The 26,605-nt window shown below is 59.9% G+C and carries 25 protein-coding genes; 9 read left to right on the top strand and 16 right to left on the bottom strand.

From position 1 onward, the window contains the following. Together T9A_RS05270 and T9A_RS05275 are read left to right on the top strand one after the other, a co-directional pair. Nucleotides 1–324 carry a hypothetical protein gene (locus T9A_RS05270; RefSeq protein WP_035245780.1) on the top strand — a complete coding sequence of 108 codons (324 nt, stop codon included), beginning with the start codon at nt 1–3 and terminating at the stop codon, nt 322–324. Continuing rightward, nucleotides 314–721 carry a hypothetical protein gene (locus T9A_RS05275; protein WP_035245781.1) on the top strand — a complete coding sequence of 136 codons (408 nt, stop codon included), beginning with the start codon at nt 314–316 and terminating at the stop codon, nt 719–721. The genes T9A_RS05270 and T9A_RS05275 overlap by 11 nt, the downstream gene beginning before the upstream one ends. Before the next feature lie 134 nt (nt 722–855). Here the strand turns inward: T9A_RS05275 and T9A_RS05280 are convergent, their stop codons facing one another. Further along, nucleotides 856–1,842, bottom strand: a complete 987-nt coding sequence (locus T9A_RS05280) for a YheT family hydrolase (RefSeq protein ID WP_035245783.1) — start codon at nt 1,840–1,842, stop codon at nt 856–858. Here T9A_RS05280 and T9A_RS05285 point away from each other — a divergent pair. From T9A_RS05285 to T9A_RS05315, 7 genes are all read left to right on the top strand, one after another. Beyond that, nucleotides 1,841–2,656 carry a 16S rRNA (uracil(1498)-N(3))-methyltransferase gene (locus tag T9A_RS05285; protein WP_232222020.1) on the top strand — a complete coding sequence of 272 codons (816 nt, stop codon included), beginning with the start codon at nt 1,841–1,843 and terminating at the stop codon, nt 2,654–2,656. The two genes, T9A_RS05280 and T9A_RS05285, sit on opposite strands and share 2 nt — an antisense overlap. Nucleotides 2,657–2,791: 135 nt before the next feature. After that, complete coding sequence (locus tag T9A_RS05290; RefSeq protein ID WP_035245787.1) at nt 2,792–3,961, top strand: AAA family ATPase; 1,170 nt, start codon at nt 2,792–2,794, stop codon at nt 3,959–3,961. Between the two features lie 12 nt (nt 3,962–3,973). Then, nucleotides 3,974–4,636, top strand: coding sequence for a DUF1294 domain-containing protein (locus T9A_RS05295; RefSeq protein WP_052042511.1), 663 nt, complete (start codon nt 3,974–3,976; stop codon nt 4,634–4,636). Between the two features lie 63 nt (nt 4,637–4,699). After that, nucleotides 4,700–4,939 carry a hypothetical protein gene (locus T9A_RS05300; protein ID WP_035245789.1) on the top strand — a complete coding sequence of 80 codons (240 nt, stop codon included), beginning with the start codon at nt 4,700–4,702 and terminating at the stop codon, nt 4,937–4,939. 34 nt (nt 4,940–4,973) lie between these two features. After that, on the top strand, nt 4,974–5,399 hold the full coding sequence (locus tag T9A_RS05305) for an MAPEG family protein (RefSeq protein ID WP_035245790.1): 426 nt from the start codon (nt 4,974–4,976) through the stop codon (nt 5,397–5,399). Further along, entirely contained in the window at nt 5,399–5,725 is a 327-nt protein-coding gene (locus T9A_RS05310) for a TfoX/Sxy family protein (protein WP_052042512.1), read from the top strand. The genes T9A_RS05305 and T9A_RS05310 overlap by 1 nt, the downstream gene beginning before the upstream one ends. Nucleotides 5,726–6,016: 291 nt before the next feature. Then, entirely contained in the window at nt 6,017–6,592 is a 576-nt protein-coding gene (locus T9A_RS05315; RefSeq protein ID WP_198030619.1) for a DJ-1/PfpI family protein, read from the top strand. 33 nt (nt 6,593–6,625) lie between these two features. Here T9A_RS05315 and T9A_RS05320 read toward each other — a convergent pair whose 3' ends face one another. The 15 genes from T9A_RS05320 to T9A_RS05390 all read right to left on the bottom strand — a co-directional run bounded on the left by T9A_RS05320 (nt 6,626) and on the right by T9A_RS05390 (nt 26,547). Next, a complete protein-coding gene (locus tag T9A_RS05320; protein WP_052042514.1) occupies nt 6,626–7,699 on the bottom strand; it encodes a DUF3541 domain-containing protein in 1,074 nt (357 codons plus the stop codon). A gap of 108 nt (nt 7,700–7,807) precedes the next feature. Next, nucleotides 7,808–8,479 (bottom strand): YoaK family protein, encoded by a 672-nt coding sequence (locus T9A_RS05325; RefSeq protein WP_232222021.1) that lies wholly within the window; start codon nt 8,477–8,479, stop codon nt 7,808–7,810. A 54-nt stretch (nt 8,480–8,533) separates the two neighbouring features. Further along, entirely contained in the window at nt 8,534–9,019 is a 486-nt protein-coding gene (locus tag T9A_RS16560; RefSeq protein WP_052042516.1) for a helix-turn-helix domain-containing protein, read from the bottom strand. A 131-nt stretch (nt 9,020–9,150) separates the two neighbouring features. Further along, entirely contained in the window at nt 9,151–9,699 is a 549-nt protein-coding gene (gene gloA / locus T9A_RS05335; RefSeq protein WP_035245792.1) for a lactoylglutathione lyase, read from the bottom strand. A gap of 328 nt (nt 9,700–10,027) precedes the next feature. After that, the gene (locus T9A_RS05340; RefSeq protein ID WP_035245793.1) at nt 10,028–10,987 is read right to left on the bottom strand and encodes an SPFH domain-containing protein; all 960 of its coding nucleotides are present in this window, start codon (nt 10,985–10,987) and stop codon (nt 10,028–10,030) included. 58 nt (nt 10,988–11,045) lie between these two features. Further along, entirely contained in the window at nt 11,046–11,519 is a 474-nt protein-coding gene (locus T9A_RS05345) for an NfeD family protein (RefSeq protein ID WP_035245795.1), read from the bottom strand. Nucleotides 11,520–11,785: 266 nt separating this feature from the next. Next, nucleotides 11,786–12,274 (bottom strand): FKBP-type peptidyl-prolyl cis-trans isomerase, encoded by a 489-nt coding sequence (locus tag T9A_RS05350; protein WP_035245798.1) that lies wholly within the window; start codon nt 12,272–12,274, stop codon nt 11,786–11,788. Nucleotides 12,275–12,345: 71 nt separating this feature from the next. Further along, on the bottom strand, nt 12,346–12,894 hold the full coding sequence (locus T9A_RS05355) for a cytochrome b (protein ID WP_035246274.1): 549 nt from the start codon (nt 12,892–12,894) through the stop codon (nt 12,346–12,348). A 64-nt stretch (nt 12,895–12,958) separates the two neighbouring features. Beyond that, complete coding sequence (locus T9A_RS05360) at nt 12,959–13,957, bottom strand: lysophospholipid acyltransferase family protein (protein ID WP_035245800.1); 999 nt, start codon at nt 13,955–13,957, stop codon at nt 12,959–12,961. Continuing rightward, nucleotides 13,954–14,949, bottom strand: coding sequence for an MBL fold metallo-hydrolase (locus tag T9A_RS05365; RefSeq protein ID WP_035245802.1), 996 nt, complete (start codon nt 14,947–14,949; stop codon nt 13,954–13,956). The genes T9A_RS05360 and T9A_RS05365 overlap by 4 nt, the downstream gene beginning before the upstream one ends. Further along, entirely contained in the window at nt 14,946–15,401 is a 456-nt protein-coding gene (locus T9A_RS05370) for a chemotaxis protein CheW (RefSeq protein WP_035245803.1), read from the bottom strand. The genes T9A_RS05365 and T9A_RS05370 overlap by 4 nt, the downstream gene beginning before the upstream one ends. A 42-nt stretch (nt 15,402–15,443) precedes the next feature. Further along, nucleotides 15,444–16,469: a chemotaxis protein CheB gene (locus T9A_RS05375; protein WP_035245805.1), complete on the bottom strand. Its 1,026-nt coding sequence runs from the start codon at nt 16,467–16,469 to the stop codon at nt 15,444–15,446. Continuing rightward, a complete protein-coding gene (locus T9A_RS05380; protein WP_035245807.1) occupies nt 16,466–23,548 on the bottom strand; it encodes an Hpt domain-containing protein in 7,083 nt (2,360 codons plus the stop codon). The genes T9A_RS05375 and T9A_RS05380 overlap by 4 nt, the downstream gene beginning before the upstream one ends. A gap of 64 nt (nt 23,549–23,612) precedes the next feature. Continuing rightward, nucleotides 23,613–24,491 carry a CheR family methyltransferase gene (locus T9A_RS05385; RefSeq protein ID WP_035245809.1) on the bottom strand — a complete coding sequence of 293 codons (879 nt, stop codon included), beginning with the start codon at nt 24,489–24,491 and terminating at the stop codon, nt 23,613–23,615. Between the two features lie 31 nt (nt 24,492–24,522). Further along, entirely contained in the window at nt 24,523–26,547 is a 2,025-nt protein-coding gene (locus T9A_RS05390; protein WP_035245811.1) for a methyl-accepting chemotaxis protein, read from the bottom strand. Nucleotides 26,548–26,605: the final 58 nt, after the last annotated feature.

The raw sequence follows: 26,605 nt of genomic DNA on the forward strand, positions 1-26,605 counted from the left end.
ATGTTTGAAAGTAAGTCCCAGCAAAGTGATATCAAATTATCTATGAAGCTATTTTCAATAGTTAGATGGATACGTCATTCTTTGGCGGTTCTCATCTTATTAGCTTATTTTGGAGGGCAGGAATGGGTTCTAGATATTATGCTAATTGCTGTGGTTCTACTTCTTATTTTCCCAATGGGTTTTTTTGACGTTTTTATTCAAAAGCTAGTAGAGCATAACACTTCCCAGTTAGAGGACCGTGTCAGGCTAAACGCTGAAGAGGCGAACAGTACTTTCGTTGACGTGTATTCAAAAATAAAAGTCGGAGCTGGTGATGACGATTGAGTTTCGTGGAGAGGAATACTACGACGATAGGTTGTTTGTCTTTTACATATGCAAAGTAACGGCAGAAATTGTCGATGGTGTTAAGGAGATAATCCTGCATCATGATGAAGCCCCTGATGATCACGTGTGGGCGCTTGTCCTTTATAAGAATACGGGGCGAATGATGGCTGCCAAAGTGAACTATTTTAGAATCAGGGAAGATGCTGAAGAGTACTACAGGGATATAGCTCCCCAAGTTCCGCGTATCTCTTTAAATGGCGAATCACCGCTGCATCCACCATCCTTCAAAGAGTATTCTGATTGGATGGCAAGGGAGGGCCTTTCTGAATACGACAAAAAAGCGTTCTATTCAAGCAGTGGGAGCAATCAAAAAGAAGTAATATATGAGCAATTATGAGGCGGGCACCCCCAACAAAACGTGGCAGTTCGAGGGTACGGGGTCAAACCTCACATTTCACTGGCTTCCATTGCGATCTGGCATGACCCCATATTGTTATTGGGTTAGCGCAGCCCTGCCCCCTCTCGCACCTCTCAACGAAACCCAAACCCCTGCACAAACGCCATCAACCGCTGCTCCAGCCAGAAGCGCTGGGGGCCGTGGTTGATAAAGCCCACGTGGCCGCCGTACTCACTCACTTCCAGGGTCACCGCCGGGCCCAGCTCTTCCTGGCGCGGCAGGGTATCCGGGGTCATGAAGGGGTCGTCACGGTTTTGCAACATCAGTGTGGGGGTGCGGATCTGCAGGAGTTTGGGCCCGGCAGAGCATTGGGCGTAGTAATGGTAGGCTCCCCGAAAACCATATAGTGGCGCGATGATCTGGTCGTCGTAACGCCAGAAGGAACGGATACCGTTCATGTTCAGCCGGTGCAGGCGTTTGGCCTCCGGCGGGTTTACCTTGTCCAGATGGCGCTTCTTGTCACCGAGCTGGCCGAGCAGGGTCTTCAGAAGATGTTGGCGGTACAGCTTTGACAGCCCCCGATCCAGCCGATTGGCGCACAGGTCCAGCCGCAAGGGCGCGCACACCGACGCCACTGCGGTCAGTTTGCCGTTGTCCCGGTGAGCCAGCCAGTTCAGCAGCCGGCTACCACCCAGGGACACGCCGATGGCGATGCGATTGCCGGTGGGGTCCTGGGCAAAGACATGCTCGATCACCGCATCCACATCGTCGGTTTCCCCGGCGTGGTAGCACAGGGCGGTGTCATTGGGCTGCTTGGCACCGCGACTGTTGATCGCCACCGAGCGCACCCCGGCATCGGCCAGCGCCTTCTGAATGCCACGCATATAGTGGGAATCGCTGCAGCCAGAGAGGCCGTGGAGCAGGATCACGGTGAGCTGACCGGGGTGGGGTTGCGGCCCGGCCCAGTCCAGCAACAGCTGGTCACCATCCGCCAGCGGCAGCCATTCGCTGTGCCGCTCCACCTCCGGCAACGCCCGGCCCAGTGGCCCCCACAGGGTTTGCAGGTGCGGGTTGCGTAGCCACACAGGGGGCTGGAACGGGGAACGAACGATTTCGCCCATGAATCTCTCACTCGATAGCAGTCTCTTCGACCGGCGCTATGGTAGCCTTTTGCTTTTCCCACTGGCACCCATTGATGACGGAGATCCCATGGCCCGCCGCTTTTTCGACGATCAGGAATTTCAGTCCGGCCTTGCCACCGAGCTGGGCGCCAATGCCAGTCATCATATTGGCAAGGTGCTGCGCATGGCGGTGGGCGACGAGCTGGTGGTATTCAATGGGCACGGCGGCGAATGGTCCGCGCGGATCCTTGCCGTGGGCAAGAAGGCGGTGACCGTGGAGCCGCTGGCGTTTGTGGCGGATGACCGCACAGCGCCGCTGGCGGTGACCGTGGCGCTACCCATGATCAAGGGCGAGCGCATGGATTATGCGATCCAGAAAGCCACCGAGCTGGGCGCTGCGCAGATCGTGGTGCTGGATACCGAACGCTGCGAAGTGCGCCTCAAGGGCGAACGCCAGGAAAAGAAGCTGGGCCAGTGGCAGCAGGTGGCCATCAGTGCCTGCGAGCAATGCGGCCTGAACCGCCCCCCACAGGTCACCGGTGTGAGGTCGCTCAAGGATTGGTTGAGCGGGGATCTGCCAGACTTGCGACTGATCGCCCACCCTGGGAAAAGCCCGTTCTCCCCTGCGGCCCTGAAAGGAACAGCGGAATTGGCCCTGCTCACCGGCCCGGAGGGCGGCTTTTCCGATGAGGAACTGCGCGCGGCGGAGGAAAACGGCTTTGTGGCGTTTGCCCTGGGCAACCGGGTGTTGCGTGCCGAGACCGCGCCGGTGGCCTTGCTGGCGGCGTTGTGGGCGTGGGAAAGCAGTGACTAGCTTCGAGCTGCTAGCTACCAGGCGCGAGCTTGTTCCTCGTAACGTATTGCTTAGTGCCCGCGCCTGATCGGTGGCGGCATCCTGCTAGTAGCTCGAAGCTAGTCGCTAGACGCTGAATAACAACAAGGACAAGACATGCTGACCACCCTGGCCATCAGTAATTACCGCTCCGCCCTGGAGCTGGTATTGCCGCTCGGGCCGTTGAATGTGATTACCGGGGCCAACGGTAGCGGCAAGTCCAACCTGTACCGGGCCCTGCGGTTGCTGGCAGCCACGGCGCAGGATGATGTGATTGCGGCGCTGGCCAGTGAGGGCGGGCTGGAGTCCACCTTCTGGGCCGGGCCGGAAACGCTCAGCACCGCCATGCGCAAGGGGCTGGTGCCGGTGGAAGGCGGGCCGCGCCAGCATAGCCGTCGGCTGAAGCTGGGGTTTGCTGATGAGGATTTCGGTTATCTGATCGAGCTGGGCCTGCCGCGACCGGACAGCACCACCGCCTTCAACCTGGACCCGGAGATCAAGCGGGAAATTATCTGGGCCGGCGGCGCCTATCGCCCGGCGGCGGCGCTGGTGGACCGGCGTGGCCCACTGGTGAAAGCCCGTGTCGATAACGGCTGGTTAACCCTGGCCGACCATCTCAATACCTTCGACAGTCTGTTCAGCCAGGTGGCCGATGCGCGCACGGCGCCGGAGGTGCTGGCCCTGCGTGAACGCATTCGTGGCTGGCGTTTCTATGATCATTTCCGCACCGACCGGGAGGCGCCGGCCCGCCAGGTCCAGATCGGCACCCGCACGCCGGTGCTGCATCACGATGGTCGAGACCTGGCGGCGGCGCTGCAGACCATCCGCGAGGTGGGCGACAGCATGGCCCTGGACGCCGCCATCGAAGATGCCTTCCCCGGTGCCAAGCTGAACATCGAACCGTTGCCGGATGGTCGCCTGAAGCTGGAGTTTCACCAGTATGGTCTGCTACGACCATTGTCGGCGGCGGAGCTCTCTGATGGCTCCCTGCGCTACCTGTTGCTGATCGCCGCCCTGCTCACCCCTCGGCCACCCTCACTGATGGTGCTCAACGAACCAGAGAACAGCCTGCACCCGGACCTGTTGCCGGCACTGGCCCGCCTGATCGAACAGGCCAGCCAGCACAGCCAGTTATGGGTGGTCAGCCACGCCAATCGGCTGGTGGCGGCGCTGAATGAGCACCCGGATTGCCATGGGGTAGAGCTGACCAAGGAACTGGGCGAAACGCAGGTCGTTGGTCAGGGGTTGTTGAGTACGCCTAACTGGCATTGGTCTGAATCCCACTGACATGAAGAAAAAATGAAAAAACAAAGCGGTACGCTACAGCGTTGGGATGATGCCCGGGGTTTCGGTTTTATTGTCGACCGAAAAGGGCGGGACATTTTTGTGCACATCACTGCCTTCGGAAAAATCCGGTCGCGTCCGAAAGACGGAGACAAGGTCCTGTTCCGGGTAGAGCCCGATGCCGCCAAAGGGGTACGCGCCATCGATGTGGAACGATGCTGGCGGCCGGCACATCTGTTGTTACCAGAGTTTCTGTTGCCGCTGCTTGTGGTGGCCGTTTTCTATGGTGCTTTCTGGCTATTTTTCTCGAAAAATGCGTTATGGTTTTTTCTGGCGCCGTTGCTGATTTTTATCGCGGTTCTGACATTCATCATGTTCGCACTGGACAAGCGAGCGGCGCTTAACGAACGTCAGCGGGTACCGGAAAATACCCTGCACTTTCTATCACTGGCAGGCGGTTGGCCCGGCGCCCTGTTGGCGCGCCCGCTTTTCCGTCACAAGACCCGAAAGCAGCCCTTTCGCACTATTTTCTGGCTGGTAGTGGTGATAAATATTGCCCTGGTTGGCGCATTTGTTTTCAGCTTTCAGGCCGCACCTCTGCGGGACTGGCTGGATGGGCAGGCGCTGAGTTGGCTGATCACCCTCAAGGAGTGGGGATGGATACGGGGTCCGGTTTGAGAATGAAAATCTTATGAAAGAACAGCCAGTAGAATAAAACCATAACCAGGGAAGGAAAACGGTATGCGGTTACCGCAAGATGTGGAACGCTCGCTGAAAGTGCATGGAAAAAAAGCGGCGATCAGACAGTTATGCCGACAGTATAAAATGAGTCGCGGGGCGGCAGCAGGCTGGGTATCAGCCTGCGGCGACAGACATCTGCAAGTGACCGAAACGTCGCTGACTAAGCCAAAAATAGCCGCCATTCTGATCGCAGCCTTTCTTGTTGGCATGCTGCTGGCGGCTCTGGAAAAACTGGTCTGAGCGCTTCAGCTGAGACGGGACACGAGGAAAAGACATGCAAGTGACAAGCCCTATTATCGCCCCGGTCGTGGTACTGGTGGCCTGGACCATGGTCATGTGGCTCTGGATGTATGTGGCCCGATTGCCGGCCATGAAAGCCGCCAAGATGAAACCGGACCCGATGGCGCCCCGGGGCGAACAGATGAGCACCCTGCCCGCTAGGGTTCGCTGGAAAGCGGATAACTATAATCATCTGATGGAACAGCCTACGGTGTTCTATGCCGTGGCCCTTTCGTTGGCGCTGCTTGGCCAGGGTGACGGTATCAACCTGACGTTGGCCTGGGCCTATGTGGGTATCCGCATGGTGCATTCGGTACTGCAGGCGCTGATCAACAAGATCGAGCTACGTTTTGTGTTGTTTGCCCTGTCTTCGCTGGTGTTGATCGGCCTCACCGTCAATGCGTTGCGCGCCGTTTTCTGATGGCGTTTGATGCGGAGCTGGCGGAGCGTGTCCGTGAAGGATTGCTGGCGGTCAGTGGTGCCCTGCCCGATGAAAAACGCATGTTCGGTGGCCTCTGTTTCATGATTGCCGGCAACATGTGTTGCGGCATTCTTGGTGACCGGCTGATGGCCAGAGTCGGGCCGGATGCCTACAGCACCCTGCTTGCCAAGCCAGGCGCCGGCGAGATGGATTTCACCGGCCGACCTATTAACAGGCTGCTGAAAAGCCCTTTGCGTACTCAGCGTGGCCTGAAGGGTGCAGCTGTTGCGTTTTGTCGCGACGGACAGGGTGGCTCCCTTTCCTAGCGACAAAGCGCAGCAGATGGGCCCTTCAGGCCGCGCCCTCCGGGTCTTCCAGGCTGGCCCGCACTCGTTGTTACAATGTCTCGATGGGTGGACACACACCTTCAACATTGCGCCTAGATTGCGAGCCAGCCTGAAAGACTGAGCATGCAAAGGGCTTTTCAACAGCCTGTTAGGGCATGCTGATGATCGACGCCGATACCGCCGCCGATGATGCGGCCCTGCAGGACTGGTTATCTCACTGCTTTGCCTTTGTGCGTACCCTGCCACCCAAATGAATCATCAGGAATGACCATGCTGCAAATCGGGATTGTGATCTACGATGATGCCGAAGTGCTGGATTTTGCCGGCCCTTTTGAAGTGTTCTCTACTGCCGCCCGGCTCTGTGATAGTGCGCCCTGGCAGGTGTCCCTGATCAGTGAAAACCGTGAGGTGATGGCGAGAGGTGGCTTCCCGGTGAAAAGTCACTTCACCCTCGCCGACCACCCGTCTGTGGATGTATTGCTGGTCAGCGGTGGTGTGCATTGCGCTGGCATGGAAAACCCTACCCTGTTGAAAGCCATTCGCGAGGCCGGTGATGCCGCCAGCTGGGTCACGTCTGTCTGTACTGGCGCCTTTCTGCTGGCCGAGGCCGGTTTGCTGACGGATCAACGGGTCACCACTCACAGGGAAGATAGTGCTGATTTACGACAGCGTTTCCCTGCGCTGGATGTGCAGGAAAATGTCCGCTGGGTAGAAGATGGCAATCGCCTCACGTCGGCGGGCATTTCCGCCGGCATCGACATGAGTCTGCATCTGGTGGAGAAGCTGCACAGCCGGAAACTGGCGGATGACACTGCCAGGCAGATGGACTATGCCTGGCAGCAGTGATACCCGCAGGTTGATGGTGCCGGTGAGTAAGGACTAATACTGCGGCGCGAAATAGTGTTCCCGGTAAAGCGGGTAGCGGCTCAGATCCGGCCCCGGATGCAGTTGCTCCGGCCAGTGATACAACATGATCGCCAGCACGTTGCGGTGTTCCCCCTTGTTCATATCAGTGCCCCACTGCGGCGAAGGGATCATGCCGGCCTGTGGGTCGTAGCGCTGCTCCAGTGCCTGGCGAACGGCCCCGACAACCGGGCTGGTGCTCTCCCCTGCCAGCAGAAAGCACAGGGCCATTTCCGTATAGATGTCCGCTTTGGTATGGACGATCAGCTCCCGGTGATGGCGCTCCAGATAGTCGAAAATCCAGGCGAAGTCCTGACGGCGGATCGGCTTCTGGTAGTAACCGCTGGCCGCGATGATCACATGGGTCATGCCGTAGACCCGGGCATCCAGAGCCGGCCCGGGTTGTGGCGGCTGGTCCGGGAATACATGACGAAAGGTCTGCTGAAAAGGTTCCCGCAGATCACGAATACCCAGGTCGTGCAGGTAATAGACCATATTGGCCAGCTGCGGTGAGTAGGCGGCGATTACCTCCGGGTCGAGAATGAAGCGGGCAAAGTCCACCTGGCGCAGATAATCCAGACCCTGCCCCGTTTGGGTAAAGGGTGGTTTCCCGGCAAGACCGAGCTGGTCCACCTTGTTCAGGTAATAGAGCAGGTTCTTGGCAAAGGGAATCTCATCGTGGGCCAGCAGTAGCTGTTTACGCCGCTGGTGTTTGTCCGTGTCATCCCGGTAGGCGCGAGCGATCTGTCTGGCCCGGCTCAGCCGGTACTCGCGGTTGTGTAACTGGCTCAGGTCCTGTTGCAGGGAATCGGCGTTGCTGATCAGGTGCTGATAGATGATGGCCAGGTAATCCTGGTCTCCGGTGATTCGGTAAAGGCGGGTGGCGTAATGGCGCTGCTTGTTGGGAAGAAGATCTGGCAGCGCTCGCTCGTAGCGATCACGAATCTGTTCGCCGATAGACTGTGTGGCGGGTGGAGAAATTGCCGTTGGCTGGCAGGCAAGCAACAGGGCGATAAGCATACCGAGCCAGGCAGACTGAACCCATCCCATAGCGCACCACCGTGTCAGCTTGTTTGCGGACCTTTCAATTTAGGCCTCTCAATAAAGCAGTCTGTGCCAGCGCCAGCAATGGTGCAAAGCTTTACAGGGATTAACGTTTTACCGGTAGCGGCGGCTATAACGCCAGTACACCACTGCCAGCGATGCAGCCAGGGCGGCCGGGGCCATCAGCGCGGTGAAATGCAGCAGCCGGAACAGCAAGGTTCCCACCGCACCGCCACAGACGAAACCGCCAATCAGTAAGACGAACAGCAACAGCCGACGGCCGTTGAGGGGAATGCCTCGCAGCCGGTTGCCGAGCATGATGCCAAGATCCGTGAAGATGCCGGACAGGTGGGTGGTGCGGATGATGGAGCCGCTGTAGGTGGTGACCATGGCGTTCTGCAGGCCGCAGGCCATGGACGCCAGGTAGATGCCGAGATCACTGCCCCGTTGCAGTGACAGCATGGCCATGACCAGCAGCGCGGCTTCGATCAACAGGGAAAAACCATAGTGGCGGCCCAGCTTCAGGGCGGTGCTGGTGATCAGCATGCCACTCAGGGCAGCACCGGCGAGAAAACTCAGCAGGGTGAAAAGCAGGTGCAGCGCATTGCTCAGGGCCAGATCTGCCAGTGCCAGGCCCAGTAGCGAGGAGGTGCCGGTCAGGTGAGAGACGGACTGGTGGCTGAAGCCGAGCAGTCCTACCGCATTGACACTGCCCGCCAGAAAGGCGAGCAGAAAGGCTCCAACTTCTACCCAGGGTGGAAGACGCGTCAGCAAGAAAACCCCCATGCTTATCCGTGGTGATGCGCCAGTGTAACATGCGCGCCGGTGGGGGATTTTTGGCTATTTCTTTTTCTTCTTCTTGCTACCTTTTGAGCCTTTCTTGCCGTCGCCCTTTTTTCCGGACTTTTTCTTGTTGTCCTTCTTGTCGCTCTTCTTGCCCTTTTTGCTGGTGCCCTTGGTGCTTTTCTTGTCTGCTTTTTTCTCAGACTTTTCGCTTTTGGCTTTGACGGGTTTCAGGGCTTTGGTTTTCTTGCCGGTTTTCTTTTTTTCTTTATCAATTTTTTTGGTCTTGCTGTCGCCCTTCGGAGCAGAGGTGGAGGCCGGGCTATCCGTGTCGAAGATGTCCAGAGCCACGGTCCGGAACCGGCGCAGACAGTAGCGCACCTGACCGAGACTGAGCCCGCTTTGTTCGGCGGCCTGCTGCTGGGTGTTGCCCTGGTCCAGCGCCAGCAATGCCTTGGCACGGGGGCCGTTCGGGGCCGGCTGGTCGGATCGGGCCTGGCAAGAAGTACGCTGTGCGCTGGTAAGAAGAGAAGACTGACTCATTATAGGTGATCCCCTGAGGTGAGCCCGGCGAGGGTGCCGGGCCTTGGACAAAAATCACGAGCCTTACACAATACGAGACAGCCAGAGAGGAAAGCAAAAAAACAGATTGACTGTCAGAAAAGTGACATCTTTCAGTCGTTCTTTTGCTGCTTTTCCATCATGTCAGCCTGCAGGATCTCGATCCAGTAGCCATCCGGATCCTTGATGAACGCCAGACCTTTCATCTTGCCGTCATCCGGTTTCTTGACGAATTCGACCCCCAGTTTTTCAAACCGTTCGGCGGCGGCGTAAACGTCGGGGACGGTGATGCCGATATGACCAAATCCCTGGGGCTGGGCATTGCCGTCATGGTAGGCAAAGTCCGCATCGTCTTCGGTGCCCCAGTTGTGGGTCAGTTCCAGCATGGCCTCACGGCCAAAGGTGTAGGTGAGTCGTTTGGCATCGTCCTCTGGTACCTGTCGCGCTTCCTCTTCACCCAGGTAGGCCAGGAAGTAGAGGCTGAACTTCATCTCCGGAAAATCCAGCTTGCGCACCAGGCGCATGCCCAGCACCCGGGTATAGAAATCCAGGCTGGTTGTGGGGTTCTTGATACGCAGCATGGTCTGGTTGAACAGGAAATCGCGGGTGGCATCGTCCGGAGTTTCACAGAGGCCGTCGGCCTGTTCGAAATGGCGGGACATGGGGGCTCCTGAATCTTTGAGGCTTGGGGATCTTCAGGATATTGGGATGGGGTGAAAGGAATGCAAGCCTTGTTGCAGGTGCGTCGCTGGCGGCGCGATCCCCCAAATACCTGAAAAGACGGATCTACCACAGAGGGCACAGAGCACACAGAGAAAAACCCGTCTTTTCCTCAGTGATCTCTGTGCCCTCTGTGGTGGAAGTGCTTTTGATCCTGGTTTTGGGGGCGCCCTGGCAGCGTTACCTCAACGGTCGCTCCGGTTCGCACCTCAAGCGGTGCTCCTACAGAGAGGGTGGAGCTTGCCTGGGCAAGCTCCTGAGGGGGGTAGATCAGGCCGGGGTTTTTTCCACGGTCTTGAGGACTTTCTGCAGGCCGGCCACGGCGCCACCGATGTCGCTGAGGCCCTGGGGCAACAGCAGGGTGGTGGATTCCTTGGCGACTTTTTCGAAGGCGGATACGTACTGCTCGGCGATGCGCAGGCTGACGGCTTCTTCGCCGCCATCCTCTTTCACGGCACCGGCCACCTGGCGCAGACCTTCAGCGGTAGCGGTGGCGATCAGCTCGATCTGACGGGCGCGACCTTCCGCCTCGTTGATCTGCTTCATCTTCTCACCTTCGGAGATATTGATCATCTCCTGCTTCTCACCTTCGGAGCGGTTGATGGCGGCCTGGCGATCACCCTCTGAACGGTTGATGGCGGCCTGGCGCTCACCCTCGGACTCGGCAACCACGGCGCGACGTTCACGCTCGGCGCGAACCTGTTTCTCCATGGCGTCCTTGATGGACACGGGCAGGTTGATGTCGGCCACTTCGTAGCGCAGCACTTTCACGCCCCAGGGCTGTGCGGCTTCATCTACCGCCTTGACCACTTCCATATTGATTTCGCCGCGTTCCTCGAAGGTCTTGTCCAGATCGATTTTACCGATCACGGAACGCAGGGTGGTCTGGGCCAGTTGCTGGGCGGCCATCACGTAGTCGTCCACACCATAACTGGCGGACTTGGGATCGATTACCTGCAGGTACATGACGCCGTCGATGGAGACTTCGATGTTGTCCTTGGTGATACAGCTCTGGCGCGGCACGTCACGGACGATTTCCTTCTGGGAGTGCTTGTAAGCAACCCGGTCGATGAAGGGCATCAGGAAGTGAAGGCCCGCCTCCAGGGATGTCTGGTACTTGCCCAGCCGCTCCACCACATACACCTGCCGCTGCGGCACGATGCGAATCACCATGAAGAGCAGAATGACAACGCCGAGGGCGATGAGAGCGGAAATAATTAAACCTGCCATGGATAGGGTTCCTTGTTATTGCTAGCGAGTTGAGATGAAAACGGGTTGGCGATAGGGGTCATTCAGCCGGTGGTGTCTGCGGCCCTGGCATCCAGGGCTCTACGGTGAGCCAGAGGCCGTCGTGCTGGGTGATGCGCACCATGTCGCCGGGATGCAGGGGCTGGGCACACTGTGCCTGCCAGCGGGCGCCCCGGTAGGAAACGGTGCCCACGCCGTTGTTGAAGGCGTCTGCCACGGTGGCGCGGCCACCGACCAGGCCGGCACTGTCTGCCTCGCCCTCACCGCGGGGCCGCTCATTGCCCATCAGCTTGTCGTTGATCACGCGACGGACAAATACCAGCAACAGCAGGCTGGTAAGGGCGAACAGGGTCAGTTCCCAGGCGGTGTCATCCAGCAGTCCGAGGAACTTGAGGCTGCCTACCAGCAACGCGGCGATCCCGAAGAAAATCACGACCAGCCCGGACACGGCGAATTCCGCGATCACAAAGGCGAGCCCGGCGATAATCCAGTAACTGTATTCTGGCAGATCCATTCCTGTGCCCCTGTAGCGTGTGCATTATTTTGATCAACTAAGATAGCACGTTGGTGACAGGTTAGTCGGTAGGAAAAGGCTGAAAATCAGAAGTCGCAAGCGACAAGCTTCAAGCTGCAACGCGGTTAAGGTCAGCTGTGCAGGGAGAGGTGGTCAGCCGCGGACCAGGCGAAGGGAATTTAGTTAAAGAGATAAGCGAAAGGGGTGGGGCGCGGAGAAGGCCTTTGCGCCAATCAGGCCTTCTCCGCGTTGCAGCTTGAAGCTGATCAGTGCTGATGCCCGCCTACGCCATGGGCATGTTTGTGCGCTTTTTCTTCTTCGCTGGCATCACGGATATCGGTGATTTCCACCACAAAACGCAGGGACTGGCCGGCCAGCGGGTGGTTGGCGTCCACGTCCACGGTTTTCAGGCCTACCTTGAGCACGGTGAGCATGCGCGGGCCTTCGTCGGTGGACACCGTGACCACCTTGCCGGGGCTGAGCTTGCCGGCGTGTTTCAGATACTTGCGGGAGATGCGCTGGAACAGGGTGTTGTCGTATTCGCCGTAGGCGTCTTCCGGACTGACGGTCACATCGACTTCGTCGCCAACAGCCTTGCCGGTGAGGGCGGCTTCCAGGCCCTTGATGATGTTGTTATAGCCGTGCAGGTACGCCATGGGCTCGCCGGTTTCCCGGGAGTTTTCAATTTCGCTGCCGTCGTCGGCGTTGAACAGGCTGTAATGCAGGGTAACGACCTTGTCGTTTTCGATGGTCATGCATGCTCCGGTTGTCAGGCGATCGGGATGGTGGGCAATTGTGGCGCCTTCATCGCCGCCGGGCAATTACCTCAGTCGCTGTGTTTGCCGGGGAGCATGCGTTTCAGGGTAGTGTCCCTGTCGATGAAATGGTGCCACAGGGCGCCTGCTACATGGATGGCTATCAGGGTCAGCAGCGTGGTCCACAGCACCTCCTTGTGGATGAAGGCGATCTGTTTGGCCAGGTCAGTATTGACCGCCGCCAGCTGGGGCACGTTAAAAACCCCAAATATTTCAATGGTCTTGCCGGCGAACTGGCGCATGGCAAAGCCGCTGAGGGGCATGGCGAGAAGCACCCCATAGAGCAGTCCATGAACAAGACGGGATAAGTGATGCTGCCAGGCGGCGCCAATGGGTGCCGGGCGCGGGTACAGGGCGCGGCCATAAAGCCGAATCAGTATGATAGCCAGCGTGGTGAGTCCCAGGGAAAAATGCAGCATTTTCCACCATTCGCGCATGGGGTCACTTTTTTCGTAGAACTCATGGAGCTCGACGGCTCCCCAGACCATGACCAGCAACAAAACCACCAGCCAGTGAAGTCCTTTGTGTAATGCATGCCAGCTTGTTGGTCGTGTTGCCATGATGCGCTCCCGTTCCATTGACCGAAGTATGCCGGATAAAGATTAACCGGGGCTTAACGGGCATTCACTGATCCTTGTCAGTGTCCGGGTGCATGCCCAGGGCTTTGCGATCCTCGCCCTGCGCGATCCGCGCCAGCAGGTCCCTGGATTGCCGATACCAGCGACGCCGACCATTGGGGCCCCATTTGAACCTTTTGTAGGTCCACTGATACTGGGCCAGGTTGCGGTCGATATAGCACTGCAGGCCGGTGTTCATGGCGGTGAGGATCTCGGTGGTGTCACTGGCCTGTTCGATGTCCGGGGCGGATTCGAAGTGGAGGTGGATGTCTTTCACGCCGCCCTGGCCACGAATGCAGGAAACAATGAACACATGAGGCCGGTAGCGTTGCACCAGCTTGTCGATCAGCGCCGGGGTGGGGACCTCGTAGCCGAAAAAAGGCACGCAGGGATTGCTGCGGTTGCCCGGGTTGTGGTCGGAAAGAATGCCCAGGGTGCCGCCGCTCTTCATGGCGGCGAGGGCCTGTTTGACCCCCTGGCTGTTGGTGGGGATGAGCACCGAGCCGGTACGCTCCCGGGCTGCCTTGACCATGGCATCCATCAGTGTGGCGGGATGGGGCTGGTACATGATCAGGGTCTTGTCGCGGTCGCCCTTGTCACCCACATAGAGGTTGCTGATTTCCCAGCTACCCTGGTGCAAGGACAGCATGAGTACCGGCCGCTCGCAGGCGCAGGCATCCAGAAAGGCTTGTTCGCCGTGGATATGGGTGATCCTGGCCAGGGTTTCTTCCACCGGGCGATGCCAGACATGGCTGAATTCGGTGAGGGTACGGCCCAGTTCGGCCATGCTCTGGCGGCCGATGCGTTTGGCGTCCGCCAGGCTCATGGCCGGGTGGGTGGCCAGCAGATTGATCAGCACCACCCGGTAGGCACTGGCATAGCGCAGTGGCACCAGCGTGATCAGGGTGGCAACAAAAGCCCCGAAGGCGGTGACTAGCGGCAGTGGAAGCCAGGCAAGCAGACGGACCACCAACCACAGGCGGCGGCCTTGATATTGTTTACTCATGATGGCAATTCAATTGTCAGGGTCTCGCCATGCTGCGGGACCCGAAATGTCTCGGAATCGATCTGTTGTTCTTGCAGCGCCAGGGCCAGGGCCCGGGGCGGCGCGTCCATGGGCTCGTCGGTGAGCACAAAGGTGCCCCAGTGCATGGCTACCGACTGGCGGGCGCGAATCTCCTGGTGAATTGTAACCGCTTCTGCCGGGTTTATGTGTACCGGGGACATAAACCAGCGGGGTTCATAGGCGCCGATGGGTAACAGGGCCAGGTCCACGGGGCCGAAAATGTCGCCAATTTCATCGAATAGCGGGGCGTAGCCGGTATCGCCGGCAAAATAGAGGCTGAAATCGGGGAAGTTCAGGCGCCAGCTACACCACAGGGTCCGGTTATGATCGCCGGGGCCACGGCCGCTGAAATGCTGGGCGGGCAGACAGAAGGCTTCCACCTGGCCGTGGTATTCACTCTGCCACCAGCCCAGTTCGATAATGCGCTCCACGCCCAGGTTACGTAGCCAGGAAGCCACGCCCGTCGGAACGAACCAGAGAATCTCGCGACCAAACCGGGCCTGTAGCTGTTTTACCGAAGTCCGATCCAGATGATCGTAGTGGTTGTGGGAGACCAGCACCGCATTGATCGGCGGCAGATCATCGACGGTAAGGGCTGGCGGTACCGCCCGTTTCGGGCCGGCAAAGGATAGCGGTGAGCAGCGCTCGGAAAAGACCGGGTCGGTAATCAAATTCCAGCCCCGGTGCTGAAACAGGAAGGTAGCGTGGCCGATCCAGGTCAATTGCGGTTGTGGTCCCGGGTTGGCAAGACGTTGCTGATCCGGCTGCTGCAGAGGGAAAGGCTGATGGCGCGGAAACTGGCCCCGGGTGTCCCATTGCCAGCGCAGGAAGGCACCCAGGCCATGGCGGGGAGTAGGGAACCGATTGCGATACACCCCGGCGCGGGCGGGGTGTTCTGCTGCCAGAGCGGCCAGCCGTTCCCGGTCGATCATGCGCCGTCCCGCAGTCCTGCTACGGCGCCTTCAATGGCATCCAGATCCGGAATCACCGCCAGGTCGCCGCCCACCTGGATGTACATGGCTTCCGCGGGGCCGGTGTCTACCGGTTCTTCCACCGGATCGTCCTTGGCCACTTTCATCATCCGCGGAATCCCCTGCACGATCACCGCATAGAAGGTGCTCTTGCCGGCCACGGTATTCAGTACCGCGATGCGGGCATCCTGGCCAATGGTGATCTGCCCGGACTCGTTGAGTTTCTCAAAGGACAGCAGCGGAATGTTCTGATCCCGCCAGCTCAGCCAGCCCAGCAGCCATTCCGGCCCATGACCGGGCCGATCCGGTTGCCGCAGGGGGATGATTTCGGCGACCACGATGTTGGGGATCAGCCAGGGTCGCCCCTGCATGGGGATCAGCAGGCTGGAAATGTCGGATGGCAAGCTGCTCATAGTTAACCTCAAAGTGTAAGCCGGAGTATGCAGTAGCCCGTGTCAGGCACCCGGCTTCTGTACTTCTGCTTTTAATTCTCTTCTTAACCGTTCCACCAGCTGTCGTGCAAGCTGTTCCGGAGAGCCGCTATAACTGACGCAGCCCGTCTCACGGGTAGAATCGGGCTGGCTGCTGACGGCGCAGGTATCGGCGCTCTGTGCCCATACGGGGCAGCCACTGGCGGCCAGCCGGGGGGCGGCGATGGCGCCGTCATTGCCCATGCCGGAAAACAGGATAGCGCCGCAGGCGTTACCGAAGCCCTCGCCCACGTGCTGTATCACCTGATCAATGGACGGTGCATAGGGCCCTTCCCAGGCCTGACCAGTGCACTGGATGCGACCGTCGTGGCGAAATTTCACCGCGTATTCCACCGGCGCGATGGCCAGTTCGCCATGGCGCAGGGCGCTGCCGTCCACGCCTATTTTGCAATCAATGTTGTTGTCCCGACCCAGCACGCCGCACAGGGTGTCCAGGAAACTGTCGTCGATATGCTGGGCCAGCACAAAGGCCACCGGCAGATTGGCCGGCAGGCAGTCGAGAAACAGTTTTACCGCTGCCGGACCGCCCAGGCTGGCCCCCAGTACCCAGACCCGTTCGGGGCGGTCGCCGGGGCGAATGGTCTCGAATTCCCGCGGGGTGGGGATTTTTACCTGTGGCGGGCGCTGGGGAATCACGTCCAGCCGCTCTTCTACGGCCGGCTTGCCGATGTAATCCACCAGCTTGGTCACCAGCCGCCGTTCCCATTTCGGGTAACGGGCATCGGTACGCGCCGGGGCCTGACCATCACAGAACAAAATGGGGGCGGCGGCGTCTTCCAGCAGGTTATCCAGAAAAGCCTGCCAGCGATCCTCGCTGGACAGGTCTACGACCCACAGATCCAGAGCACCCTCTTCCAGCCAGCGTTTTTCCAGGGCTTCCGGATCGGTGTTGACGACCACCTGGTAGCCCTGACTCTTCACTGCGCTGGACAGCAGGTGGCCCTGCAATGTGCTGTCGGCGATCACGCCGACCCGGCCCGGTGCGGTCATTCGTTACCCGTTTCCTGCAACTCGCCCAGCAGTTCACGAATGGTGGAGAGCAGTTCGTTCTCCTGGAACGGCTTGCCCATGTAACAGTTCACGCCGATATCGAAGGCCCGTTCGCGATGTTTTTCGCCGGTGCGCGAGGTAATCATGATGATCGGCACGTCTTGCAGGCGGCTGTCGTGGCGCACGTGGGTGGCGACTTCGAAGCCGTCCATACGTGGCATCTCGATATCCAGCAGCATCACATCCGGGCGGATATCCTCCAGCTTGGCGATGGCATCCATGCCGTCCTTGGCAGTGACCACTTCGTAGCCATTGCGCTCCAGCAGGCGAGTTGTCACCTTGCGCACAGTCACCGAGTCATCGGTGACCATGACCAGCGGCGTATCGCGCTTGAATTCGGCTTCTTCGTCTTCCTGCACCGGTTCCTGGGGCAGTACCGGAATGTCTGCGACACCCAGGGTCGGCACCTGCACGTGGGCAGCACGGATCAGCGAGTGGATATCGAGAATGATCACCACGGAGCCATCCCCGAGGATGGTGGCACCGCTGATGCCGGCCACCGATGCCAGCTGCGGGCCGACTGATTTCACAACCACTTCGCGGGAACCCACCAGGTTGTCCACCACAATGGCCACGGTGTGTTCGGTGCTGCGGATCAGCAGTACCGGCATGGGAGTGGTGTGGCTTTCCAGGTGCGGGCTGCGGGTGCCATGGACGAAATTGCCCAGGTATTGCAGTTCGTAGTCCTGGCCCACATAGGTGTAGACTGGGTTGTCTTCCTCGAAATAGTGCTGCAGCTCGAAGGGGCTGATACGCACGATGCCCTCGATCTGGTTGAGCGGGATGGCATAGGTATCTTCCGCCGCCTTCACCATCAGGGCCCGGTTCATGGCCAGGGTGAACGGCAGACGGATGATGAAACGGGTGCCCTGCCCCTTGTGCGAATCGATGGTCACCGAGCCGCCCATCTGCTTGATCTCGCTGGCCACCACGTCCATGCCCACGCCACGGCCGGAAATCTGGGTGACAGCGGCGGCGGTGGAGAAGCCGGCGTGGAAGATGAACTGCTGGATTTCCTGCTCGGAGAGTTGCGCGTCCGGGGCGATCAGGCCGCGCTCCACGGCTTTCGTGCGCACGGCGTCGGTGTCGATGCCCTTGCCATCGTCGGACAGGGTAATCACTACCTCGCCGCCCTCGCGGCCCAGTTCCAGGTTGATGCGGCCGGAGTCGTTCTTGCCGGCGCTCTGTCGACCTTCGCGGGTTTCGATGCCGTGATCCACGGCGTTACGCAGCATGTGCTCCAGCGGGGCGACCACCCGTTCCATCAGGGAGCGGTCCAGTTCGCCTTCCGGGTTGAGCACATCGAATTCCACTCGTTTGTCCACTTCACCGGAAATCTGCCGGACGATACGGCGCAGACGCGGTACCAAGCGGCTGAAGGGCACCATGCGGGTGCGCATCAGTTTTTCCTGTAGCTCGGTGTTGATCCGCGATTGCTGCAGCAGCAGGGTTTCGGTGTCCTTGGTGCGGTCCAGCAGGGTGTTCTTCAGATCCAGCAAATCCGAGGCGGATTCCGACAGCTGCTTGGTGATCTGATGCAGCTCGGAGTATTGATCCATTTCCAGGGGATCGAAGTCTTCGTCGATTTCACCCCGTTCCACGCCCTGCTGATAATTGGACATGATCTGCGCTTCGGTTTCCGAATCCAGACGGCGCAGCTGTTCGTAGAGGCGCTGTACCGTGTTGCCCATTTCCTCCACGTTGAAGGTGAACTCGGAAATCCCCTGCTCTACCCGGCCGCGGTTGATGGAGGTTTCCCCGGCCAGGTTCACCAGCGCTTCCAGAACGTCGGCCCCGACCCGCACCATTTCCTGGGGTTGCGCCTGATTTTGACGCTGGCGGCGGTCATCCTGTTTTGGCTGTTGCGGTTGTGGCTTCTCGGCCGCCGGTGCCATGGCCGTGCCGCTCTCTTGCGGGGCGGTGACGGGCTGGCGGCGGGCGCTACGGGCCACTGATTCCATGCCCCGGACAATCTGGTCGTACCAGTTGATCATGGGCTGGAAATCTTCCTGGGTGGGCGCCTCGCGGCGCCTTTCCAGCTGTAGCAGATAGGTTTCGAAGTCGTGACTGATGTCGCCCAGCGGCTTCAGGCCGGCCAGTCGTGCGCCGCCCTTGAGGGTATGCAGGGCGCGTTTGAGGTCATCGGTGAAATCGGTGCTTTCCGGGTGGTCTTTCCAGGAAGTCAGGCAGGCATCGATGATTTCCGCCAGCTCATCGGACTCTTCCAGGAAGATTTCCAGAATTTCCGGGTCGCTGTCCGATTCCCAGTCGCTGTAATCCTCGTCCGGCTGTTCGCGGGTGGCCGTCGGTTCTTCCCGGTTGGTCGGCGTCGTTGGCGAAGCTTCTGCGGGTGCTGGCGCAGCAGACGCAACAGCGGGCAGGCTGAATCCTGCCGGGTCGGCCACATAGCCGTGGATCGCCTGGATCAGGGTGTCGCCCTGGGGCAGCGGCCGGCCGGCCTTGAGTGCCTCTACCATTTCCGCCAGTTGGTCGTGGCAACGATGCAACAGATCGAACAGGGTCGGTTCAATGGCCAGACGGCTTTGCGCCAGGCCTTCATAAAGCGTTTCCAGCTCGTGGCCCAGATCGCCCAGTTCGCTGACTTCCGCCATGCGCGCGCCACCCTTGAGGGTGTGAAGGTCACGCTGCAGGGATTGCAGTTCGATCAGGTTGTCCTGCTCGCCGATCCACTGCTCCAGGCTACTGCCGGCAGATTCCAGAATCTCGTCAGCTTCTTCCAGAAAGATTTCTACCAGCTCCGGGTCACGCTCCGGTTGAGGGGGCGCCGGAGTGGCGGGCGCGTCCTCAACCGCAACGGGCGCGGGGCTGCCGGTGTCTTCGGCAAAGTCGGAAGCGGCTTCGTGAGCCTGGGGTTCACTGTCGAGGGAGGCACTGGTGTCCGGCGTGCGGTCGCCGCGCAGGAAAGCCTGGATGGCGCTGACCAGTTCCGGGGCGTCGTCCGGGGTTCTGCCGCCGCGCAGGGCGTCAATCATTTCGGCGAGCCGGTCGTGGCAACGGTGCAACAGGGCAAACAGGGCCGGGTCCGTTTGTTGCTGGCCGTTATGATGCGCTTCGTAGAGATTTTCCAGTTCGTGGGCCAGATCGCCCACCGGGGCCACGGCGGCCATGCGGGCCCCCCCCTTGAGGGTGTGAAGGTCCCGCTGCAGACCATCCACGTTGCCGGCATCTCCCTGTTCCCACTGGTCCAGGGTATGGCTGGCGGATTCCAGAATATCTTCGGCCTCTTCCAGGAACAGGCTGACCAGTTCCGGATCCATGTGGGCCTGATATTCACCACTGCTGGCCCAGCTGTTGGTATCCGGGGTGCTATCCACAGCCTGGGGATCCGCGCTGCTGTGAGAGAAGGCATCGTCCCAGTGTGGTGAACGTCCGCCGGGGCCAGGGCCATCGCCGTCCGGGCCGCTGTTTTCTGCCAGTTCGTGAAGCGAATCCACCAGCCCCAGTTCCGGGCGCACGGTCTGGCCGGCGGCCAGGCAGTCCATCATGTTGACCAGAGCATCCTGGCCTTCACCAGCCAGCGACAGCATCTGTTCGCTGCAAGCCAGGCGGCCGGATTCCACCGCGCTGTAGCAGGCGGCCAGGGCCGCGGCCAGGGCGTGAATTTCGTTGAGACCGGCGGTGGTGGCGCTGCTGGAAAGCAGTTGCAGTTCGTCGCGCAGTTTTACCAGTTCTTCGGTCTGTTCCGGATGCTGGGCCCACTGGTCCAGTAGTTGTTCCGCGTCCACGATCAGGTCCATGCCTTCGGAAAGGAACACGGAAAGGATGTGTGGATCCGGGCCGGAGTCATTTTGGTCGGCCAGCCCGTCGCGGTGTTGCTGTAGCGCGGCGATCAGGGCATCGGCGCCGGGCAGATGGGGTTGAGCGAGCTGTTCCAGGTTGTTGAGCACCAGGCGATGAGCCTGTCGCAGCAGTCCGGCCTGCTGGGTGGTTATCCGGCGGTTGCTGCTGATCAGGTCGCGGACCAGTTTTTCAGCCGGTTCCGCCACTTCCGCCACCGCTTCGATTTCCGCCATGCGGGCACTGCCCTTGAGGGTGTGCAGGGCGCGGTGGACGCTGTCGTCCAGGGTGTGTTCGGATAAATCCGGGTCTACGGTGTCCAGCCACTCATCTATCAGTGCCAGGTTGCGACGGGCTTCGCTGGCGAAGATCTCCAGCAGCACCGGGTCGGGTCCCTCCTCGCCGTCGGCATCCGCTGCGGCGTCGTCACCGTCACTCATGTCCGGAATGTCAGAAAGACTGTCGATACCGTTGTCGGCGCTGTCGCTATCTACGGACGCGGTTTCGCTGGCGGGTTCGGCTGCTTCTTCATCAGGCAGGCTGAATTCGATGGCGCCATCATCGATATCGTCGTTGTCTTCCCAGGCAAGGTGGGCATCGCTATCGTCGGAGGCGTCGTTGAAGGCAGCCAGATCCTCCATGGACAGGCTATCGTCATTGTCGGTGCTGCTTTCCGCGAACGAATCGCTGTCCGCGGGCAAGGGGATTTCCAGCGTGTCGTCGCTTTCCGTGTCATCGCCGAGTGCAGCAAAGTCGGTCTGGTTGTCAGCCTTGCTGGTTTCGCTGCCAGTGATGGCCGGTACCTGATCAATCTGGCCGCCGGCGGCCAGGGTGTCGGCGGCGTCGGCCAGCGGTTGCACATCGAACGGATCTGGCTGTCGCAGGGTAAAGGCATCCACCAGAGCGGGAACGCGATTGCGCACCTCCTGTACCAGCGCAATCAGCACCGAAGTTGGTTCAATGCTGCGGTCAATGACCCGGTTAAGCATGTTCTCCACGGACCAGCCCAGCTCGCCCACGGTGCTGGCACCGACCATGCGGCCGGAGCCTTTCAGAGTGTGGAAGGCGCGACGGAATTCCACCAGGGATTCCTCATCGCTGGTGTTGGCGGCCCAGCGCGGGAAAAATTCATCCAGCGCGTCCAGGACTTCGCTGATTTCTTCCTGGAAGATTTCGATGATTTCGTCATCGATCAGATCGTCATCATCGTCAGAGGGACTCTCGGCGACCGGTTGCGGCTCGTCGTCGGATTCCTGCGAAGCGGACTGTGTTTCCTGTTCGGTGGAGGCCGGCCCGGTAATTTCTAGAGTGCGGTCGCCTTTGTCGAGGCTGCCCTGCAGGGCATCGTTGCTGTCGTCGAAAGCTTCTTCCAAAGCGAAGTCTTCATGCAGATCGTCGCCGTCGAGACTGTCGTCGGCATCAGGCTCAGCATGCAAAGAGATGGACTCGTCGACGGTGTGGCTGTCAGTCCGGGCCTCTGCGTCCAGCTCAATGCGTTCCACTTCGAACTGGTCATTGCCGAAATCACTGCCCTGCTCCAGCGGGTAGCCGAGAGCGTCCACACTGGCACGGGCCAGTTGCAGGATATCGTCGGTGGTTTCCGGATCGTCGCTGAGACGTTCCAGATAGTACTCCACCGAGGTGATGGCATCGGCCAGGGTGTCCATGCTGCGCCAGTCCGGTTTGGGCTGGTCGGCGTCAAGCAGCTTTTCCTGAATGAAGAGCACGCATTGGCGCAGAATCACCGCAGGCTTGCTGAGCTGGATCACTTCCAGACCGCCGCGCACGGCATTGAGTCGCTCCGGCACCGGCTCCAGGTGCTCCGGGTTCCACTGGGAAGCAATGAACTCGACGATGCCGTCCTTGGCCTCTTCCAGGCCGGCACGGCATTCGCGCAGTACCGCATCCATGGCCTGGCCCACGTGGCCGGGCATGTCGCTCTGGTCGCCGGGGTAGGACTTGCCGCGACGGTCACCGCCGCTGATACCCGCCAGGGTGGCTTCCACATAAAGCAGGGCGCCGGCGATATCCATCAGGGTTTCGCGTTCGGCGGGACGTTTGCCGGCGACAATGTCTTCCACCGCGTGGAGCTGTTCTTCTACCAGGGTGCGAGGCTGGCCAAGGCCAAGCACTGCCACGGTGTCGGCTACCTGTTTCAGGGTGACCGTCTGCGGCTGCAGTTTGCTGGCGTCGCTTTCGCCACTGTGGACGAAGGTTTCCAGGGCATCCTTGACGGTGGTGATTTCCTCGGACAGGGCCTTCACGACGGAATTCATGGCTTCGGCATCCGGGCCGGTCATGCGGGCCCGTTCTGCGTTGACCAGGTCATCGGAAGGGAGTGCATCGTCCAGGCGGAAACGGGCTTTGACATCGCGAATGCGCGGGCTGTCTACCTCTGCCTTGGCCACGTAATAAAGCAGGTTCTTGATCAGTTCGGTGGGCGCCGGCTGGTTCAGGCTATTGGCGCCGTCGATGACCAGTTCACGCAGGTTGCGGTCCACATGACCGAGCATCAGTTTTACCGAGGTGCCCAGGGTAATGGCGTCTTCCGACAGGCCTTCCACCAGGGCGTTGCTGATGGCCCATAGCGGGGCACGCGGAGCGTCACCAGTGACTTGCTCAAGTTTGCTAAAGACCTTGGCCATATAGCCCAGGTTCTCACCCATGTTGTCGTTGCGCAGCACGCCGAGCAGGGCAATCTGGAACATCTGGCGAATTTTCTTGGCCAGCTGAATAAAACGGGGATCGTTGAGCAGGTCATCCGGTATCTGACCACTGCCGGTGGCGTCGGTCAGGTCCGGCTTGAACAGGGCGGTTTCCGACAGCAGCGGTTCGCCGCGGGCGGCGCGCAGGTCGTTGAGTAGCGGCAGCAGCACCACCGGCAGGTCACGACGGTTGGTGGCTACCCGATCCAGATAGGGGGGCAGCTGCAAGATGGCCCGCATCAGGGTTTCCTGGCCGTCCCCCACATTGCCTACCCGGCCTTCAAGCAGGGCCTGGGCCAGCTTTTCCATTTCCTCGGCGAGCAGAGCAGCACCGTAGAACTCCACCATTTGCAGGGTGCCGTACACCTGGTGCAGATGGGCCTGGCAAAAACGCATGCGGGTGGCGTCGTCCGGGGTATCCACGAACGCTTCCAGTGCCTGCTGCGCCTGGTTCAGGGTTTCCTGGATCTCCCCGCGAACCCAGTCCAGAGCCAGATAGTCGTGACGGTCACTCATGACGTCTCCTGTCATACTCAAACCTGCCGTCACTGCGGGCAGGTTTTTTTATTATCTACAGCGCTTATCGACAGCGCCGGAAGGCCAGCGTATCGGCGAAATGTATACGTTCCAGATCCGGATGTTGCCAGTCGGTCACTTCCCCGGGACCGAGCACCAGAATGCCACCGGGAGCGAGTCGTTCCGCCAGACGGTTGACGATCTGGCGTTTCCGCCAGCGGCGAAAGTAGATCAGCATGTTCTGGCAGAAAATCAGATCCATGTCGTTCATTGGCGCGTTGCTCAGATCCAGCACGTTGAGCCGGGCAAAGCAGATGCGCTCACGCAATACTGGCGTCACGGCCAGAGTTTGTTCATTGCCGCAGGGCTGAAAATATTTCTCCCGCAGTAGCGGGTCCACCTGCAGTACCCGGCGCGCCGGGTATTCCCCTTTGCGGGCCTTGGCCAGGGTGGGCAGGCTGATGTCGGTGGCGGTGATTCCGTAGAATAGTTTGCGGCCGCCGCCGTTGAGCTGCTCATTGATCATCATGGCGAGGGAATAGGCTTCCTCGCCGGTGGAGCACCCCACGCTCCACGCATCCAGGCTGGCACCGTCGGGCTGCTCGGCCTTGAAGCGCTGTACGAATTCCTCCACCAGGGCATAGGAGCTTGGGTGGCGGAAAAAGCTGGTTTCCTGCACGGTAAGCCGGTCTACCAGTACCGACCATTCCATGGCCCGGGATTCTGTGGAGCCCACCATCAGGTGTTCGTAATAGGTGTCGTAGTCTTCGATGCCCAGCTCGCGCATACGAATGCTCAAGCTGGTTTCGAGGAAGGTCTTGCGCTCGTTGGACAGGGTCATGCCGGTGCGCTCTTCCAGCAACGCCTGCCATAGCTGGAACTGCTCCGCATCCATGGCGGGCGTGCTTTTGATGGACCAGCGGTCTGTCACTGCAGCACCCATAGCATCACTCCTTTAGCCGGCGCGAGCCGGATCAGGAGTGCTCCGGCAGGCGGAAGCCGGCAACAGAGTTACGCATCTCCTGCGCCATCTCGGCCAGGTTACCAATGGATCGCGCAGTCGCGGTGGTACCGGCGGAGGTCTGCGAGGTAATTTCCTGGATCACGTTCATGGTGTTGGAAATGTGACCGGCAGACGCTGCCTGCTGGCGCGCCGCGTTGGAGATGTTCTGGATCAGGTCCGCCAGGGTTTTCGATACGTTCTCAATTTCTTCCAGTGCCACACCAGCGTCCTGCGCCAGACGGGCCCCTTTTACCACCTCGGCGGTGGTGGCTTCCATGGAGATTACCGCCTCGTTGGTATCGGTCTGAATGGTTTTTACCAGGGTCTCGATCTGCTTGGTCGCGGCGGCGGAACGTTCCGCCAGTCGCTGTACCTCATCCGCTACCACCGCGAAGCCCCGCCCGGCTTCACCGGCCATGGACGCCTGAATGGCGGCGTTCAAGGCGAGGATGTTGGTCTGGTCGGCAATGTCGTTAATCAGGGATACGATGTCGCCAATTTCCTGGGAGGATTCACCCAGACGCTTGATCCGTTTGGAGGTTTCCTGGATCTGTTCGCGAATGGTGTCCATGCCGTGGATGGTGGCCTGTACCACTTCGGCGCCCTTGTTGGCGATGGCTACCGCTCGTTCCGCTACCGCCGCCGATTCGGCGGCGTTGGCGGATACCTGGTCAATGGACACCGCCATTTCGTTCACAGCGGCGGAGGCGCCGGCAATTTCCTGGGCCTGGTGCTCGGAGGCTTCGGCCAGATGCATCGCCGTGGACTGGGTTTCCTGGGCGGCCGAGGCCACCTGTACCGCCGAGTTGTTGATGGTTTGTACCAGGCTGCGCAGCTGGTCAATGGAGTAGTTGATGGAGTCAGCGATGGCACCGGTGAAGTCCTCGGTTACCGTCGCCTGTACGGTCAGGTCGCCGTCCGCCAGGTCACCCAGTTCGTCGAGCAGTCGCAGAATCGCCGCCTGGTTACGCTGGTTCTCGCTTTCCAGCTCGTCCTTCAGCGTTGCCGCCTGACGGTTACGCTGGGCCATGATCAGGAAGAACAGCAGTACCGCGATGGCAGCAGACAAGCCACCCAGGGTCACTGACGGGAAGAAGGTGTTGGTGGAGCCTTCAAACTGGGTGTTCAGGTTGCTGGATTCCTGCAGCAGATCCTGGGAGCGACGGAAGATGGTGTCGGCCGCGTTACGTACCTGGAACAGTTCGGGAGCCGTTTCCAGGATTTCATCCACGGACTGGTTAACGAATTCGTCGAACAGGTCGGCAATCTCGGCCAGGTAATCCAGGGCATCCGGGTCGTTGACCTGGTCAATGCCCATGGCTTCGTCGCCTTCGATCATGCCGTTCATGACCCGGCCAAACAGGCTGGCATCACGACCAAAGGCATCCGCCGCAATCACCGCGCCGTCGCCACCTTCCAGCACTTTGGAAATAGAGCTGAGAATCCGTTCGGCCAGCAGGGACTGACGCTGGGCAAAGGCGATCTGATCCGGCTCGGCGCCGGTGGCCACCAGAATGTCCACCACGCCTTCATATTCTGCCTGCAGGGAAGGAATGGTCTGGGCCAGGGTGTCTGCCACTTCGTGCAGATCCAGAACCGTATCTTCCCCGCGCAGGATGATGCCCGCGTTGCTGTTCACTTCGGACCACAGGCTGCTCAGACGTTCTTTCACCTCGGTATTGTCGACCGGTTCGTCTTTAACGTCATCCCAGGCGGATTGAAAGCTCTGCTGGGATTTGGCCAGCAATTCGAAGGCGTCGGCGTTACCGGCAGCGGCCTCAAGGGAGTTTTTGGCGATCTGCTGGGAGATAACCCGCATATCAGAGGCCAGGGTAATATTCTCTTGGGCCTGGTTCGCCGTGGTTGCGGAGAGCAGGAAATTCACCACCGCCAGAACGATAAAGACGGCAAGGCCGATGTACAGCGCGATATTCAGCGTGCTGCCTTCCGCGCCCCCCCGCAATTTGTCAAAGATTGCTCCCGAATTGAACTTCATAGTCTGGCTCCTGGCCTGGCGTTCGCTCTTCTTATGTACCCCAAATGCTTATATACAG

The organism is Alcanivorax jadensis T9 (genome assembly GCF_000756655.1).
GTDB lineage: Bacteria > Pseudomonadota > Gammaproteobacteria > Pseudomonadales > Alcanivoracaceae > Alcanivorax > Alcanivorax jadensis.

Coding starts and splice junctions, on each gene's coding strand:
- T9A_RS05270 (WP_035245780.1), top strand. CDS start 1: ATGTTTGAAAGTAAGTCCCAGCAAAGTGATATCAAATTATCTATGAAG.
- T9A_RS05275 (WP_035245781.1), top strand. CDS start 314: ATGACGATTGAGTTTCGTGGAGAGGAATACTACGACGATAGGTTGTTT.
- T9A_RS05285 (WP_232222020.1), top strand. CDS start 1,841: ATGAATCTCTCACTCGATAGCAGTCTCTTCGACCGGCGCTATGGTAGC.
- T9A_RS05280 (WP_035245783.1), bottom strand. CDS start 1,842: ATGGGCGAAATCGTTCGTTCCCCGTTCCAGCCCCCTGTGTGGCTACGC.
- T9A_RS05290 (WP_035245787.1), top strand. CDS start 2,792: ATGCTGACCACCCTGGCCATCAGTAATTACCGCTCCGCCCTGGAGCTG.
- T9A_RS05295 (WP_052042511.1), top strand. CDS start 3,974: ATGAAAAAACAAAGCGGTACGCTACAGCGTTGGGATGATGCCCGGGGT.
- T9A_RS05300 (WP_035245789.1), top strand. CDS start 4,700: ATGCGGTTACCGCAAGATGTGGAACGCTCGCTGAAAGTGCATGGAAAA.
- T9A_RS05305 (WP_035245790.1), top strand. CDS start 4,974: ATGCAAGTGACAAGCCCTATTATCGCCCCGGTCGTGGTACTGGTGGCC.
- T9A_RS05310 (WP_052042512.1), top strand. CDS start 5,399: ATGGCGTTTGATGCGGAGCTGGCGGAGCGTGTCCGTGAAGGATTGCTG.
- T9A_RS05315 (WP_198030619.1), top strand. CDS start 6,017: ATGCTGCAAATCGGGATTGTGATCTACGATGATGCCGAAGTGCTGGAT.
- T9A_RS05320 (WP_052042514.1), bottom strand. CDS start 7,699: ATGGGATGGGTTCAGTCTGCCTGGCTCGGTATGCTTATCGCCCTGTTG.
- T9A_RS05325 (WP_232222021.1), bottom strand. CDS start 8,479: ATGGGGGTTTTCTTGCTGACGCGTCTTCCACCCTGGGTAGAAGTTGGA.
- T9A_RS16560 (WP_052042516.1), bottom strand. CDS start 9,019: ATGAGTCAGTCTTCTCTTCTTACCAGCGCACAGCGTACTTCTTGCCAG.
- gloA (WP_035245792.1), bottom strand. CDS start 9,699: ATGTCCCGCCATTTCGAACAGGCCGACGGCCTCTGTGAAACTCCGGAC.
- T9A_RS05340 (WP_035245793.1), bottom strand. CDS start 10,987: ATGGCAGGTTTAATTATTTCCGCTCTCATCGCCCTCGGCGTTGTCATT.
- T9A_RS05345 (WP_035245795.1), bottom strand. CDS start 11,519: ATGGATCTGCCAGAATACAGTTACTGGATTATCGCCGGGCTCGCCTTT.
- T9A_RS05350 (WP_035245798.1), bottom strand. CDS start 12,274: ATGACCATCGAAAACGACAAGGTCGTTACCCTGCATTACAGCCTGTTC.
- T9A_RS05355 (WP_035246274.1), bottom strand. CDS start 12,894: ATGGCAACACGACCAACAAGCTGGCATGCATTACACAAAGGACTTCAC.
- T9A_RS05360 (WP_035245800.1), bottom strand. CDS start 13,957: ATGAGTAAACAATATCAAGGCCGCCGCCTGTGGTTGGTGGTCCGTCTG.
- T9A_RS05365 (WP_035245802.1), bottom strand. CDS start 14,949: ATGATCGACCGGGAACGGCTGGCCGCTCTGGCAGCAGAACACCCCGCC.
- T9A_RS05370 (WP_035245803.1), bottom strand. CDS start 15,401: ATGAGCAGCTTGCCATCCGACATTTCCAGCCTGCTGATCCCCATGCAG.
- T9A_RS05375 (WP_035245805.1), bottom strand. CDS start 16,469: ATGACCGCACCGGGCCGGGTCGGCGTGATCGCCGACAGCACATTGCAG.
- T9A_RS05380 (WP_035245807.1), bottom strand. CDS start 23,548: ATGAGTGACCGTCACGACTATCTGGCTCTGGACTGGGTTCGCGGGGAG.
- T9A_RS05385 (WP_035245809.1), bottom strand. CDS start 24,491: ATGGGTGCTGCAGTGACAGACCGCTGGTCCATCAAAAGCACGCCCGCC.
- T9A_RS05390 (WP_035245811.1), bottom strand. CDS start 26,547: ATGAAGTTCAATTCGGGAGCAATCTTTGACAAATTGCGGGGGGGCGCG.